Source organism: Streptomyces sp. NPDC045695, assembly GCF_056432025.1.
Window position 1 is genome coordinate 217188 of record NZ_JBWKJU010000004.1, and the last position, 15025, is coordinate 232212.

Annotated in this window: 14 protein-coding genes; 12 read left to right on the forward strand and 2 right to left on the reverse strand. The window is 72.1% G+C overall.

The genetic code is table 11. The annotated features are described in order from the left end of the window. Positions 1 to 11 precede the first annotated feature (11 nt). The 6 genes from AC07DU_RS09900 (at position 12) to AC07DU_RS09925 (ending at position 6388) form a co-directional block, all read left to right on the forward strand. Complete coding sequence (locus AC07DU_RS09900) at positions 12 to 1010, forward strand: ABC transporter permease (protein WP_360888727.1); 999 nt, start codon at positions 12 to 14, stop codon at positions 1008 to 1010. Further along, the gene (locus tag AC07DU_RS09905) at positions 1007 to 2104 is read left to right on the forward strand and encodes an ABC transporter ATP-binding protein (protein WP_360888730.1); all 1098 of its coding nucleotides are present in this window, start codon (positions 1007 to 1009) and stop codon (positions 2102 to 2104) included. Before AC07DU_RS09900 ends, AC07DU_RS09905 begins: the two co-directional genes overlap by 4 nt. A 44-nt stretch (positions 2105 to 2148) precedes the next feature. Further along, complete coding sequence (locus tag AC07DU_RS09910; protein ID WP_360888818.1) at positions 2149 to 3246, forward strand: ABC transporter ATP-binding protein; 1098 nt, start codon at positions 2149 to 2151, stop codon at positions 3244 to 3246. Positions 3247 to 3549: 303 nt separating this feature from the next. Next, complete coding sequence (locus AC07DU_RS09915) at positions 3550 to 4206, forward strand: trimeric intracellular cation channel family protein (protein ID WP_360888733.1); 657 nt, start codon at positions 3550 to 3552, stop codon at positions 4204 to 4206. A 47-nt stretch (positions 4207 to 4253) separates the two neighbouring features. Beyond that, on the forward strand, positions 4254 to 5108 hold the full coding sequence (locus tag AC07DU_RS09920) for a thioesterase family protein (protein ID WP_360888736.1): 855 nt from the start codon (positions 4254 to 4256) through the stop codon (positions 5106 to 5108). A 116-nt stretch (positions 5109 to 5224) separates the two neighbouring features. Next, a complete protein-coding gene (locus AC07DU_RS09925) occupies positions 5225 to 6388 on the forward strand; it encodes a cysteine desulfurase family protein (RefSeq protein ID WP_479110589.1) in 1164 nt (387 codons plus the stop codon). Here the strand turns inward: AC07DU_RS09925 and AC07DU_RS09930 are convergent. Next, positions 6381 to 7046: an N-acetylmuramoyl-L-alanine amidase gene (locus AC07DU_RS09930; protein WP_479110591.1), complete on the reverse strand. Its 666-nt coding sequence runs from the start codon at positions 7044 to 7046 to the stop codon at positions 6381 to 6383. The genes AC07DU_RS09925 and AC07DU_RS09930 overlap by 8 nt on opposite strands. A gap of 69 nt (positions 7047 to 7115) precedes the next feature. Here AC07DU_RS09930 and mnmA point away from each other — a divergent pair, with 69 nt between their 5' ends. Then, positions 7116 to 8246 carry a tRNA 2-thiouridine(34) synthase MnmA gene (mnmA, locus tag AC07DU_RS09935; protein ID WP_453371666.1) on the forward strand — a complete coding sequence of 377 codons (1131 nt, stop codon included), beginning with the start codon at positions 7116 to 7118 and terminating at the stop codon, positions 8244 to 8246. Positions 8247 to 8287: 41 nt separating this feature from the next. On the opposite strand, the gene AC07DU_RS09940 is transcribed toward mnmA, so the two are convergent. After that, positions 8288 to 9211, reverse strand: coding sequence for an NADP-dependent oxidoreductase (locus AC07DU_RS09940; protein ID WP_479110593.1), 924 nt, complete (start codon positions 9209 to 9211; stop codon positions 8288 to 8290). A 114-nt stretch (positions 9212 to 9325) separates the two neighbouring features. Between AC07DU_RS09940 and AC07DU_RS09945 the strand changes: the two genes are divergently transcribed. From AC07DU_RS09945 to ligA, 5 genes are all read left to right on the forward strand, one after another. Beyond that, positions 9326 to 10336: a GlxA family transcriptional regulator gene (locus AC07DU_RS09945; RefSeq protein ID WP_479110595.1), complete on the forward strand. Its 1011-nt coding sequence runs from the start codon at positions 9326 to 9328 to the stop codon at positions 10334 to 10336. Between the two features lie 53 nt (positions 10337 to 10389). After that, the gene (locus tag AC07DU_RS09950; RefSeq protein WP_360905240.1) at positions 10390 to 10734 is read left to right on the forward strand and encodes a DUF1330 domain-containing protein; all 345 of its coding nucleotides are present in this window, start codon (positions 10390 to 10392) and stop codon (positions 10732 to 10734) included. 76 nt (positions 10735 to 10810) lie between these two features. Further along, positions 10811 to 11500, forward strand: coding sequence for an SDR family oxidoreductase (locus AC07DU_RS09955; protein WP_360903891.1), 690 nt, complete (start codon positions 10811 to 10813; stop codon positions 11498 to 11500). Beyond that, on the forward strand, positions 11497 to 12480 hold the full coding sequence (locus AC07DU_RS09960) for a methionine synthase (RefSeq protein ID WP_360903894.1): 984 nt from the start codon (positions 11497 to 11499) through the stop codon (positions 12478 to 12480). The genes AC07DU_RS09955 and AC07DU_RS09960 overlap by 4 nt, the downstream gene beginning before the upstream one ends. Positions 12481 to 12510: 30 nt before the next feature. Continuing rightward, positions 12511 to 14712: an NAD-dependent DNA ligase LigA gene (gene ligA / locus AC07DU_RS09965; protein WP_479030873.1), complete on the forward strand. Its 2202-nt coding sequence runs from the start codon at positions 12511 to 12513 to the stop codon at positions 14710 to 14712. Positions 14713 to 15025: the final 313 nt, after the last annotated feature.

Here is a 15025-nt window from a genome sequence, read left to right on the forward strand (position 1 = left end):
GGCCGAGCGCAGTGCTTGCATATCTCCTCCGACGGATCTTCGCCGTCATCGTCATGCTGTTGGTCATCACGCTGGTGACCTTCGGAATCTTCTTCCTCTTCCCGAAGATGATCGGGACGGATCCGGCGCTCTACTTCGTCGGCAAGCAGTCCGACCCTGCCGCCATCGAGGGCATCCGGCAGAAGATGGGTCTCGACGACCCGATCCTCGTCCAGTTCGGCAAGTTCGTCGTCGGGCTGGTGGCGGGTCGCACGTACGCCAACGGCTCCGACGTCACGCAATGCGCCGCGCCCTGCTTCGGCTACTCGTTCAAGACCGAGCAGGAGGTCTGGCCGCTGCTGACCGACTGGCTCCCGGTCACCCTCTCCCTCGCCATGGGCGCCGTCGTGCTCTGGGTGCTCGGCGGGGTCGCCACCGGCGTCCTCTCCGCCCTCAAGCGCGGCACCGTCCTGGACCGCTCGGCCATGGGCGTGGCCCTCGCCGGCGTCTCCCTCCCCATCTACTTCACGGGCATGCTCGCCATCGCCTTCTTCTCCGACCAGCTCGGCTGGTTCGGCAGGCCCGAGGCGACCTTCGCCGACGATCCGGGCAAGTGGTTCAACGGCATGGTCCTGCCGTGGGTCTCGCTCGCCTTCCTCTACGCGGCCATGTACGCGCGGCTCACCCGCGCCACCATGCTCGAAGTCCTCAACGAGGACTACATCCGCACCGCCCGCGCCAAGGGGCTGACGGAACCCGTCGTCATCGGCAAGCACGCCATGCGCTCGACGATGACGCCCATCCTGACCGTCCTGGGCCTCGACCTCGGCGCCCTGATGGGCGGGGCGGTGCTGACCGAGTACACGTTCTCGCTGCACGGCCTCGGCTACAGCGCGGTCCGCGCCATCAGCGAGCACGACCTCCCGGTCATCCTGGGCATCACCCTGATCTCCGCCTTCTTCGTCGTCGCGGCGAACCTCATCGTTGACCTCATGTACGCGGTGATCGACCCCCGAGTGAGGCTGTCATGACCGATCTGACCAAGACCGGAGCCCTCAACCAGCCGGTCGACGCGGTGGAGCCCGCCACGGCCTTCCTGGAGGTCCGCGACCTCAAGGTGCACTTCCCGACCGAGGACGGCCTGGTCAAGTCGGTCGACGGGCTCTCCTTCACGCTGGAGAAGGGCAAGACCCTCGGCATCGTGGGCGAGTCCGGATCCGGCAAGTCGGTCACCTCGCTCGGCATCATGGGCCTGCACCGCGTGGGCCAGTACGGCCGCCAGCGGGCCCGGATCTCCGGCGAGATCTGGCTCAACGGCAAGGAACTGCTCTCCGCCGACGAGGACGAGGTGCGCAGGCTGCGCGGCCGGGAGATCGCCATGATCTTCCAGGACCCGCTGTCCGCGATGCACCCGTACTTCACCATCGGCAAGCAGATCGCCGAGGCGTACCGGGTCCACAACAAGGTCGACAAGAAGGCCGCCCGCGCGCGGGCCGTCGAACTCCTCGACCGCGTAGGCATCCCCGAGCCGCACAAGCGCGTCGACAGCTACCCGCACGAGTTCTCCGGTGGCATGCGCCAGCGCGCGATGATCGCGATGGCGCTGGTCAACAACCCCGAACTGCTCATCGCGGACGAGCCGACGACGGCCCTGGACGTCACGGTCCAGGCGCAGATCCTCGACCTCATCCGCGACCTGCAGAAGGAGTTCGGCTCCGCGGTCATCATGATCACGCACGACCTCGGCGTGGTCGCGGAGATGGCCGACGAACTGCTGGTCATGTACGGCGGCCGGTGCGTCGAGCGGGGCACCTCCGAGAAGGTCTTCTACGAGCCCCGGCACCCGTACACCTGGGGCCTGCTGGGATCGATGCCGCGCATCGACCGCGAGCAGACCGAGCGCCTCATCCCGGTCAAGGGCTCCCCGCCCAGCCTCATCAACATCCCGAGCGGCTGTGCCTTCAACCCGCGCTGCCCGTACGCCGACGTGCCCAAGGGTAACGTGACCCGCACGGTACGGCCCGAGCTGGTCGAGGAAGACGGCACCCACCACTGGTCCGCCTGTCACATGTCGCAGGAGGAGCGGACCCGGATCTGGACCGAAGAGATTGCGCCGAAGCTGTGACCGAGACGCCTGACCCCAAGAAGACGGACACGGCCGCGGCCGGCATCCCCGCGCAGGCCACGGACGCACCGGACGCACCCGAGGCTGCCGAGGCCCCCGAACTGCTGTTGAAGGTCACCGGCCTGACCAAGCACTTCCCCATCACCAAGGGGCTGCTGCGGCGGCAGGCGGGCGCGGTCAAGGCCGTCGACGGCATCGACTTCGACGTCCGGCGCGGCGAGACCCTCGGCGTCGTCGGCGAGTCCGGCTGCGGCAAGTCGACCATGGGCCGGCTGATCACGCGGCTGCTGGAACCGACCGGCGGCACCGTCGAGTTCGAGGGCAAGGACATCACGCACCTGGGGGTGTCGGGCATGCGCCCGCTGCGCCGCGACGTGCAGATGATCTTCCAGGACCCGTACGGCTCGCTGAACCCGCGCCACACGGTGGGCACCATCGTCAGTGCGCCGTTCAAGCTCCAGAACGTCACCCCGGAGGGCGGGCTCAAGGCCGAGGTGCAGCGGCTGCTGTCGCTCGTGGGCCTCAACCCCGAGCACTACAACCGCTACCCGCACGAGTTCTCGGGCGGCCAGCGCCAGCGCATCGGCATCGCGCGGGCCCTGGCGCTGAAGCCCAAGCTGGTGGTCGCGGACGAGCCGGTCTCGGCGCTGGACGTGTCGATCCAGGCCCAGGTGGTCAACCTGCTGGACGACCTCCAGGAGGAGCTCGGCCTCACCTACGTGATCATCGCGCACGACCTGTCGGTCATCCGGCACGTGTCGGACCGCATCGCGGTGATGTACCTCGGCAAGATCGTCGAGCTGGCCGACAACAAGTCGCTGTACGGGGCGCCGATGCACCCGTACACCACGGCCCTGATGTCGGCGGTGCCGGTGCCCGACCCGCGGCGGCGCGGCGCGAAGAGCGGCCGCATCCTGCTCAAGGGCGACGTGCCGTCGCCGATCTCGCCGCCGAGCGGCTGCCGCTTCCACACGCGGTGCTGGAAGGCGACGCAGATCTGCACGACGCAGGAACCGCCGCTGCTGGCGCTGAAGACGGGCCACCAGGTGGCCTGCCACCACCCGGAGAACGCGCCCGACCAGGCTCCGGGCGACGAGCCCCTGCCCGGTGCGGCGGACGCGGTGGTCACGGTCACGCCGTAACGGTCCGTGGGTGCCCGCCGGGGAGGCTGCGCTGGCCGCGCACCCCGGCGGGCCCATGCGGCTCGGCTCGGCTCGGCTCCGCCGGGTACGTCCGGCCTCCGCCGGGCACGTCCGGCCTCCGCCGGGTACGTCCGGCCTCCGTCGGGCACGCCCGGGCCCGGGCCCCGGGCCCCGGCCGGGCGGAATCCGGCCGCCGGCGTGTGAGGCGCGCGATCCGGGCCGGGGCACTGATTCCTGAACCCGCAGGTCTGCGGCCCGAGCCCCGCGATCCCCCGACGGGTGGCGAGGGGCGACAATGAGCCAGTGCTCCACGATCTCTTCCCGCCCGGGATCCAGCATGCGCTGGACCTCGCCGGCATCTTCGTCTTCGCCACGGCAGGCGCCCTGCTCGCCGTCCGCAAGAACTTCGACGTCTTCGGCATCGCCGTCCTCGCCCTGGTCACCGCCCTCGGCGGCGGCCTCTTCCGCGATCTCGTCATCGGCGCCACCCCGCCTGCGGCCTTCGGCGAGCTCAGCTTCTTCGTCACCCCGCTGATCGCCGCCGGGCTCGTCTTCTTCCTCCACCCCGAGGTCCAGCGGATCAACCGGGCCATCAACGTCTTCGACGCCGCCGGCCTCGCGCTGTTCTGCGTGTCGGGCACGACCAAGGCCTACGAGTACGGTCTCGGCCTCACCGCGTCCGCCGCGCTGGGCCTCGCCACGGCCGTCGGCGGCGGCGTCCTGCGCGACGTGCTCGTGAACGAGGTGCCCTCGCTGCTGCGCGACCGGGAGATGTACGCCGTGCCCGCGACCGTCGGCGCGGCGATGGTCGCCGTCTCGATCGCGCTGGACTCGCTCAACGCCGTCACCACCGCACTGGCGATCGTCACCACGTTCGTGCTGCGGCTCCTCGCCATGCGCTACCACTGGCGGGCGCCGCTGGCCTGGAACCGCCGGTCCTCCGTGGCCGAAGAGCCGTAACAGAAGAAAGCTACCGCTTAGTAGTAAGCCGGTGTACCGTCGTTTACATGTCACACGCAGCTGCCCAGGCCTCCATCGGCGACAGTGAGTTCGACCGCGACACCACCATCACCCCCCGCGCCGACGAGCCCGGGGTGTACGACGCGGAGCTCTCCGCCGGATGGACGATCATCGCCGCCGTCAACGGCGGCTATCTGCTGGCCCTGGTCGGCCGGGCGCTGGCCGCGGCCCTGCCGCACCCGGACCCCTTCACCGTCTCCGCGCACTACCTGACCTCCTCCGTGCCCGGCCCCGCCGTGATCCGCACCGAGGTCGTACGGGTCGGCCGCACCCTCTCCACCGGCCAGGCCTCGCTGTTCCAGTACGACGAGAACGGCGCCGAGGTCGAGCGCATCCGCGTCCTCGCCTCCTACGGCGACCTCGCGGCCCTGCCGGACGACGTGCGCACGGTCGCCGTGCCGCCCGTCATGCCCGCCTACGAGGACTGCATCGGCCCCGAGGCCGGCCCGGCACCGATCCCCGGCAGCTCCGCCATCGTGGACCGGCTCCGGCTCCGGCTGGACCCGGCGACGGCGGGCTGGGCCCTGGGCGCGCCCTCCGGCAAGGGCGAGATGCGGGCCTGGTTCGAGCTGGCCGACGGCCGCGACGCCGACCCGCTCTCCATGCTCCTGGCGGTGGACGCGCTGCCGCCGACCGCGTTCGACCTGGGCCTGGTGGCCTGGACCCCGACCGTGGAGCTGACCACCCACATCCGCCGCCGCCCGGCCCCGGGCCCGCTGCGGGTCTCCATCACCACCCGCAACCTGGCCGGCGGCTTCCTGGAGGAGGACGCTGAGGTCTGGGACTCCACGGACCACCTGGTCGCCCAGTCCCGTCAACTCGCCCGCGCGCTGCGTTTCTGACCCGGCGGGACGAAGCCCCGGGAGACGGCCCGGCGGGGGCGCGCACCGCCGGGCCCCGCCGGCCCGGAGTCCCGCCGGGCGGAGCCCCGCCCGCGGGCTCGTAGAATCGGGGGATCATGGCCTACCTCGACCACGCCGCAACCACTCCGATGCTGCCGGAGGCCGCCGCGGCGATGACCGCGCACTTCGCCGCCACGGGGAACGCCTCCTCCCTCCACGCCGCCGGCCGCCGGGCCCGCCGTACCGTCGAGGAGGCCCGTGAGGCCTTCGCCGAAGCGGTCGGCGCCCGGCCGAGCGAGGTGGTCTTCACCGCCGGCGGCACGGAGGCCGACAACCTCGCCGTCAAGGGCCTCTACTGGGCGCGGCGCGACGCCGACCCCGCCCGGACCCGGGTCCTCGCCAGCCCCGTCGAGCACCACGCGGTGCTCGACGCCGTCCACTGGCTCGCCGAGCACGAGGGCGCGCGCGTGGAGTACCTGCCCGTGGACCACTACGGCCGCGTGCACGCCGACGCCTTCCGGGAGGCCGTCGAGCGCAACCCGGACGACGTGGCCCTGGCCACGGTGATGTGGGCCAACAACGAGATCGGCACCGTCATGCCGGTCCGCGACCTGGCCGCCATCGCCCGCGAGCACGGGATCCCGCTGCACTCGGACGCCGTCCAGGCCTTCGGGCAGCTCGACGTCGACTTCGCCGCCAGCGGCCTCGCCGCCATGACCGTCAGCGGCCACAAGATCGGTGGCCCGTACGGCATCGGCGCGCTGCTCCTGGGCCGCGACCAGAGCCCCGTACCGGTCCTGCACGGCGGCGGCCAGGAGCGGCACGTCCGCTCCGGCACCCTCGACGTGCCGGCCGTCGCCGCCTTCGCGGTGGCCGCCGTCCTCGCCGCCGAGCGGCGCGAGCGCTTCGCCACCGAGATCGGCGCCCTGCGCGACGAGCTGATCGCCGCCGTCCGCGCGGCCGTGCCCGACGCCGTCCTCGGGGGAGACCCGCACGAGCGCCTCCCGGCCAACGCGCACTTCAGCTTCCCCGGATGCGAGGGCGACTCGCTGCTGCTCCTGCTCGACGCCCAGGGCATCGAGTGCTCCACCGGCTCCGCCTGCACCGCCGGCGTGGCCCAGCCCAGCCACGTCCTGCTGGCCGCCGGAACCGATCCCCAGCTGGCCCGCGGCACCCTGCGCTTCTCGCTCGGCCACACCTCCACCGAGGAGGACGTCGCCGCGCTGGCCGCGGCCATCGGCCCGGCGGTGGAGCGCGCCCGGACGGCAGGCCTCAGCTAGCCGCGCGCAGAGCCTCGCCGACCATGCGCAGATAGCGCTCCCAGTCCCAGTGGCGGCCCGGGTCGGTGTGGTCGGTGCCCGGGACCTCGCTGTGGCCGACGATGTGCGTGCGGTCCACCGGTATGCCGTACCGGTGGCAGACGTCGGCGGCCAGGCGGGCGGAGGCCGCGTACATCGCGTCCGTGAAGTCCTGCGGCCGGTCCACGAAGCCCACGTGCTCGATGCCCACGCTGCGCTCGTTCATCGAGCGGTTGCCGGAGTGGAAGGCCACGTCCAGCTCGCGCACCATCTGCTCGATGTGGCCGTCCTGGCGGACTATGTAGTGCGCCGACGCCTTGTGCCACGGGTTCTTGAAGGCGTCGACCGAGGACGCGTAGCCGCCCTCGGTGACATGGACGACGATCCGGTCCACGCGGTAGTCGTCGGGCCGGTCGGCCAGCCGCCAGTTCGCCGGGGAGGCCGCCGTCCAGCCCGCGCCCGCATGGTCGAGCTCGCCCTCCTTGCGCGGCTTGGCCACCCCCGGCAGCAGCCACCAGGCGCGGCCGATCTCCTCCCGGCCGGCGACCGCCGCCACCGCGACGACCCCGAGCCCCCCGAAGAGCACGGCCCTGCGCGTCCGGCTCGGCGGCTTCTTCCCTGCATTCCCCTGCTCGGCCATGTGATCCACCCCCCGTACCCCACAACGCGCTGTGACCCCGCTCGGTTCCCCCGTACTCTGGACGGTGCTATGACTGAGAACCTGCCGCGCACCGCCCGCCCCCTTCGCGTCCTGGCCGCCATGTCCGGCGGCGTGGACTCCGCCGTCGCCGCCGCACGCGCGGTCGAAGCCGGGCACGACGTGACCGGCGTACACCTCGCCCTCTCCGCGAACCCGCAGTCCTTCCGGACCGGCGCCCGCGGCTGCTGCACGATCGAGGACTCCCGCGACGCCCGCCGCGCCGCCGACGTCATCGGCATCCCGTTCTACGTCTGGGACCTCGCCGAGCGCTTCCGCGAGGACGTCGTGGAGGACTTCATCTCCGAGTACGAGGCCGGGCGCACCCCTAACCCCTGCCTGCGCTGCAACGAGAAGATCAAGTTCGCCGCGCTGCTCGACAAGGCGCTCGCCCTCGGCTTCGACGCCGTCTGCACCGGCCACTACGCCACCGTCGTCGAGAACGAGGACGGCTCCCGCGAGCTGCACCGCGCCTCCGACATGGCCAAGGACCAGTCGTACGTCCTCGGCGTCCTCGACGAGAAGCAGCTCGCCCACGCCCTCTTCCCCCTCGGTGACACCCTCACCACCAAGGAGGAGATCCGCGCGGAGGCCGAGGAGCGGGGCCTGGCCGTCGCGAAGAAGCCGGACAGCCACGACATCTGCTTCATCGCCGACGGCGACACCCAGGGCTTCCTCGCGAACCGCCTGGGCAAGGCCGAGGGCGACATCGTCGACGAGACCGGACGGACGGTCGGCACGCACGAGGGCGCCTTCGGCTTCACCATCGGCCAGCGCAAGGGCCTGCGCATCGGCCACCCCGCCGCCGACGGCAAGCCGCGCTACGTCCTGGACATCTCCCCGGTGAACAACACCGTCACGGTGGGACCGGTCGAGGCCCTCGACGTCACCGCCCTGACCGCGATCCGCCCCCGCTGGTGCGGCTCCACCCCCGCCGCCCCGGGCACCTACACCGCGCAGCTGCGCGCCCACGGCGGCGAGACCGAGGTGTTCGCCGAGGTCGTGGACGGCGAGCTGCGCGTCTCCTTCACGGAGCCGGTCCGCGGCGTGGCCCCCGGCCAGGCGATCGTGCTCTACGACGGCACGCGCGTGGTCGGCTCCGCCACCATCGCGACGACCCAGCGGGCCGCCGCACCGGTCTAGGGTGCCTTGGGCCGGTCCAAGACACCCCGGGAGACCCGGTCTCAGACCACCGTCAGGACGATCTTGCCGGTGGTGCGGCCCCGCTCGCCGATCTCGTGGGCCTTCGCGGCCTGCGCCAGCGGCAGCACCGTGTCGACCAGCGGCCTCAGCAGACCCCGCTCGACGAGGGCCGCGATCTCCTGGAGGCCCGCCAGGTCCGGCTCCACCAGGACCCAGGCCGCGTGCACGCCCTGCGTATCGGCCGGGATGCCGTCCGGGCCGGGCAGGGTCACGAGGTGGCCGCCCGGCTTGAGCACCTTCAGGGAGCGCTGCCCGTAGTCCCCGCCGATGGCGTCGATCACCACGTCGACGTCCGTGACGGCGTCCTCGAAGTCGGTGGTGCGGTAGTCGATCACCTCGTCGGCCCCCAGAGCGCGCAGCAGGTCGTGCTTGCCCGCACTCGCGGTGCCGATCACGTAGGCGCCGCGGGCCTTGGCGATCTGCACGGCCAGGTGGCCGACCCCGCCGGCCGCCGCGTGCACCAGCACGCGCTGCCCGGCCGAGACCCCCGCGGTGTCCACCAGCGCCTGCCAGGCGGTGAGCGCCGCCAGCGGCAGCGCGGCGGCCTGTACGTGGTCCAGGGAGGCGGGCTTGCGGGCGAAGTGCCGGGCGGGAGCCGTCACGTACTCGGCGTAGGCGCCGGCCTGCTGCGGAAAGCGGGGCATTCCGTACACCTCGTCGCCCACCCGGTGCAGGGTGACGCCGGGGCCGACCGCCTCGACCGTGCCGGACACGTCCCAGCCGACCGCCGGGACCGGGCCCCAGGGGATGAGGGCGCCGGAGGCCCGGGTCTTCCAGTCGACGGGGTTCACCCCGGCCGCATGGACCCGTACCAGGATTTCGCCCATGGCCGGCACGGGCCGCTCCAGCTCGGTCTCGGTCAGTACCTCGGGTCCGCCCCACTGGCTGACGACGACGGCGCGCATGTGTTTCTCCTCAGGTGTGTCCGGTGGTGTCCGGTTGCTGCTGCGGAACCAGCTTCGGGGGCGCAACCGACCCGTGGGGTTGGCCGGACGGCCACCATGTGTCAGGATCTGGCCATGCACCGGATCGCCGTACTCGCCCTCGAAGGCGTCCCCCCGTTCGAGCTCGGGATCCCCTCCCGGGTCTTCGGCAACGCCTTCGACGAGGCGGGGAAGCCGCTCTACGAGCTGACCGTCTGCACCGCCGACGGGCAGCCCGTGACCAGCGACGCGGGCTTCACCGTCGGCGTCTCGACGGGCCCCGAGGCCCTCGCCGAGGCCGACACCGTGATCATCACGCCCACGCACGCCATGGACGACCTCGCCCAGGGAGCGCCCCTGCCGCGGGCGCTGGCCGACGCCCTCGCCGCGATCCGGCCCGGCACCCGGCTGGTCTCCCTCTGCACCGGCTCCTACGTCCTGGCCGCCGCCGGACTGCTCGACGGCCGGCCCGCCACCACGCACTGGATGCACGCGCCCGAGTTCCAGCGGGGCTTCCCGCGCGTGCGGCTCGACGAGGAGGTCCTCTTCGTCGACGACGGCGACATCCTCACCTCGGCGGGCGTGGCCGCCGGCGTCGACCTGTGCCTCTACATGATCCGCCGGGACCACGGCTCCGCCGTCGCCAACCGCGCCGCGCGACTGTGCGTCGTACCGCCCTGGCGCGACGGCGGACAGGCCCAGTACATCGACCGGCCCGTCCCCGAACCGACCGTCGCCACGACCACCGCGACCCGCGCCTGGGCCCTGGAGCGGCTCGCCGAGCCCCTCACCCTCGCGGAGCTCGCGTCCCACGCCCGGATGAGCCTGCGCACCTTCACCCGGCGGTTCCGCGACGAGGTCGGCATGACCCCGGTGCAGTGGCTCACCGCCCAGCGCCTGGAGATCGCCCGCCACCTGCTGGAGTCCAGCGATCTGGCGGTCGACCTGGTCGCCCACCGCTCCGGCTTCGGCTCGGCGGGCTCGCTGCGCCAGCACATGCGCGCCGCCCTCGGCATCTCGCCGATCGCCTACCGGCGCACCTTCCAGCCCGCGCCGGCTCGTGCTCCCATGACCTCGGAGGTAATCGTCACCGCGGCCACGTCCTGACAGGATCGGGTCAACGGCCCGAACCGACGGGCCCGTTGACAGGGGAGAGCAACATGACCGCGTACGCCATCGCCCACATCCGCCCCGAGACCGTCAACGCGGACGTCCTGCGCTACATCGAGGAGATCCAGCCGACCATGGACCCCTTCGGCGGCCGCTTCCTCGTCCACGGCGCGGAGGTCGAGGTCATGGAGGGCCCCTTCCCCGGCACCGTCGTCATGATCGGCTTCCCGGACATCGAGAAGGCCCGCGCCTGGTACGCCTCGCCCGCCTACCAGGAGATCCTGCCGCTGCGCACCGACCACATCGCGGGCGAGGTCATCCTGGTCGAGGGCGTCCCGGCCGACTACGACGCCACGAGGACGGCCGCCCGCCTGCGCGAGGCCGCCGGTCTGTGACGACGACCTAGGGGCCATCGCCGAGGCGGCCTACCACGCGGCCGCCGGAGGCCGGCGGGGTGCGAGCATGGGGCCTATGGCTACTCACCTGATCACCGGTGCCGGGTCCGGCATCGGCGCCGCCGTCGCGGCCCGGCTGCACGCCCGCGGCGACGACCTCGTCCTGCTCGCCCGCGACGCCGGACGCGGCAAGCAGCTCGTCGAGCGGTACCCCGGGGCGCGCGCCCTCGTCGGCGACCTCGCCGACCCCGACCGCCTCTCATGGGCCTTCTCCAAGCAGCCCGTTCCGGAGCGGATCGACTCGCTCCTGCACATCGCGGGGATCGTGGACCTCGGGCCGGTGGGCGACCTGCGGCCCAAGACCTGGCACCAGCAGCTCAACGTGAACCTGATCGCCCCCGCCGAGGTCACCCGGCTGCTGCTGCCCACCCTGCGCGCCTCGCACGCCGACATCGTCTTCGTGAACTCCGGCGCCGGGCTCCACGCCCACGCGGAGTGGAGCGCGTACGCCGCCTCCAAGCACGGGCTCAAGGCGCTCGCCGACTCCCTGCGGGAGGAGGAGAGGCCGCACGGCATCCGCGTGACCTCCGTCTACCCCGGCCGCACCGCCAGCCCCATGCAGGCCAAGGTGCACTCGCAGGAGGGCAAGGAGTACGACCCCTCCCACTGGATCGACCCCGAGTCGGTGGCGACGACCATCGTCATGGCCATCGACCTGCCGCGCGACGCCGAGGTCAACGACCTCAGCGTGAGGCCGGGCCGATGAGCGCCGGCGCCACCGGCGTCGGCTCGCTGCCCGGCGGCGACGCCCGCGAGGCCGCGAAGACGGTCACCGGGTCCTTCGAGGACTTCCCCTACCTCGCCGAGCTGCCCGCCCGGGGGCCCGGCGCCGACATGATCGGCCGCTCCCTGGGCCTGCTCGTCGACATGTACGCGCACGTCGAGCCCAGCGGCTGGCGGATCAGCGACCGCCCCGGGCGGGACAGCAAGCGCGCCCGGTCCTGGCTCGGGGAGGACCTCGACGCCCTGGAGGAGTTCACCCAGGGGTACACCGGCAGGCTCAAGGTCCAGGCCGTCGGCCCGTGGACGCTGGCCGCCTCCCTGGAGATGCACGGCGGCGAGGCCATGCTCCAGGACCCGGGCGCCTGCCGCGACCTGGCCGGATCGCTCGCCGAGGGGCTGCGCGAGCACCTCGCGGACGTGCGCAGGCGCGTCCCCGGCGCCGAGATCGTGCTCCAGTACGACGAGCCGTCCCTGACCGCCGTCCTGCTCGGGCGGGTGCGTTCCGCCAGTGGCTACCGGACCTACCGGGCCGTCGACCGGCAGGTCGTCGAGGGCACGCTGCGCGACCTGTTCGGCGTGCACGACGGCGAGGTGATCGTGCACTCCTGCGCGCCCGAGGTCCCCTTCGGCCTGCTGCGGCGAGCGGGTGCCACGGGCGTGTCGTTCGATTTCTCCTTGCTCACCGAGCGCGAGGACGACGCCATCGGGGAGGCCGTCGAAGACGGCACGAAACTCTTCGCCGGAGTGGTGGCGGGCACCGACGGCCCGTTGTCGGACCCTGCCGGTAGCGTCATGGGTGTCAGGAAGCTTTGGCGCAGGCTGGGGCTGGCCCCGGGGACTCTGGCGGAGTCCGTCGTGGTCACCCCCTCGTGCGGTCTGGCGGGCGCTTCACCCGCCTATGCCCGAGCGGTGCAGGCCCATTGCGTCAGGGCGGCGAGGTCGCTCGCCGACAACCCTGAGTGACGGTCGAGACGGGGCACGGGAGGACACGGCATGGCAGCCGAACAGCAGGACACGGCGGTACCGACGGCGGTGCGTGAGCAGCACCAGCTGCTCGCCGAGCAGGTCGAGGAGCACCGCTTCCGGTACTACGTGAACGACCAGCCGGTCGTCAGCGACGCCGAGTTCGACACGCTGCTGCGCTCGCTGGAGGCGCTGGAGGAGGAGTATCCGCAGCTGCGCACGCCCGACTCGCCCACCCAGAAGGTGGCCGGGGCGTACGAGACGGACTTCGCCTCCGTCGAGCACCGCGAGCGGATGCTCTCCCTCGACAACGCCTTCGACGACGAGGAACTGGCCGCGTGGGCCGAGCGGGTGGCCCGCGACGTGAACACCTCGGACTACCACTACCTGTGCGAGCTGAAGGTGGACGGTCTCGCCGTCAACCTCACCTACGAGAACGGCCGCCTCACCCGCGCCGCCACCCGCGGCGACGGCCGCACCGGCGAGGACATCACGCCCAACGTCCGCACGATCGCCGACATCCCGGACCGGCTCAAGGGCGACCGCATCCCGCCCCTGGTCGAGGTCCGCGGCGAGGTCTACTTCCCGATGGAGAAGTTCGAGGAGCTCAACGCCCGGCTCGTCGAGGCCGAGGGCAAGCCCTTCGCCAACCCGCGCAACGCCGCCGCCGGTTCCCTGCGCCAGAAGGATCCCAAGGTCACCGCGAGCCGCCCGCTGCACATGGTCGTGCACGGCATCGGGGCCCGCGAGGGCTTCGAGATCGAGCGCCAGTCGCAGGCGTACGAGCTGCTGCGCGAGTGGGGTCTGCCCACCGCCCAGCACAACAAGGTGCTCTCCTCGCTCGCCGAGGTCCGGGAGTTCATCGCGTACTTCGGCGAGAACCGGCATTCGGTCGAGCACGAGATCGACGGCGTGGTCGTCAAGCTCGACGAGATCGCCCTCCAGGGCCGGCTCGGCTCCACGGCGCGCGCCCCGCGCTGGGCGATCGCCTGGAAGTACGCCCCCGAAGAGGTCAACACCAAGCTCATCGACATCAAGGTCGGGGTCGGCCGCACCGGGCGCGTGACCCCGTACGCGCAGGTGGAGCCGGTGACGGTGGCCGGTTCGGAGGTCGAGTTCGCGACCCTGCACAACCAGGAGGTCGTCAAGGCCAAGGGTGTGCTCATCGGGGACACCGTGGTGCTGCGCAAGGCGGGCGACGTCATCCCCGAGATCCTCGGGCCGGTCGTGGACCTGCGGGACGGCACCGAGCGCCCCTTCGAGATGCCGACGCACTGCCCCGAGTGCGGTGCGGAGCTGAAGCCGATGAAGGAGGGGGACATCGACGTCCGGTGTCCCAACGCCCGGACCTGCCCCGCCCAGCTGCGCGAGCGGCTCTTCTACCTGGGCGGCCGGCAGAGCCTGGACATCGAGAACTTCGGCATGGTGGCGGCGGCCGCGCTGACCGCCCCGCTGGAGCCGGCCCAGCCGCCGGTGCGGGACGAGGGCGACCTCTTCGGCCTGACCATCGAGCAGCTGCTGCCCATCAAGGCGTACGTCCTGGACCAGGACAGCGGGCTGCCCAAGCGCGACCCGAAGACGGGCGAGGAGAAGATCGTCACCGTCTTCGCCAACCAGAAGGGCGAGCCGAAGAAGAACGCCCTGGCGATGCTGAAGAACATCGAGGCGGCCAAGAGCCGCCCGCTCGCCCGCATCATCAACGGCCTGTCGATCCGTCACGTCGGACCGGTCGCGGCGCAGGCCCTCGCCCGCGAGTTCCGGTCGATCGACGCCATCCGCAACGCCACCCTGGAGGAGCTGACGGCCACCGAGGGGGTCGGGGCCATCATCGCCGCCTCCCTCAAGGAGTGGTTCGCCGAGCCGTGGCACGAGGAGATCCTGCGCAAGTGGCGGGAGGCCGGAGTGCGGATGGAGGAGGAGGGCTCCGCCGACCAGGAGGGACCGCGGCCGCTGGAGGGGCTGACCGTGGTCGTCACCGGCACTTTGCAGAGCCACACGCGGGACGGCGCGAAGGAGGCCCTGCAGAGCCGCGGCGCCAAGGTCACCGGATCGGTGTCGAAGAAGACCTCGTTCGTCGTGGTCGGTGACAACCCGGGCTCGAAGTACGACAAGGCCGTGCAGCTGAAGCTGCCCGTGCTCGACGACGCCGGTTTCGCCGTGCTGCTGGAACAGGGCCCGGACGCGGCGCGCGAGGCCGCGCTTCCTGTGGACGGCGCGCCCGAAGGGGAGTAGTACGGACAGGGCGATCGCCCCGGGGGAGTAGCGAAGGCGAACGGATGCGTGGGGTGCGGCCGTACGGGCGGGCGCACGCCAGGCGCGCGAGCCGGTGTAAACGGCCGGTACAAGGCTGTTGGCAGGGCGGTGACCTGTCGGATCATCGGACGGGTGACAGAGGGGGGCCTGGTCCAAACTCACCCGTTCGGCGGATACCGTACTGATGAGGATGGCTGGGTCGCATTCGGGCAACCCCTGCCGACCGCTGCCCCTGGGAGCCTCCCGCGGCCTACTGTTGAGGGGTGCGCCTGTCGTGCACGGCCGCAGGATG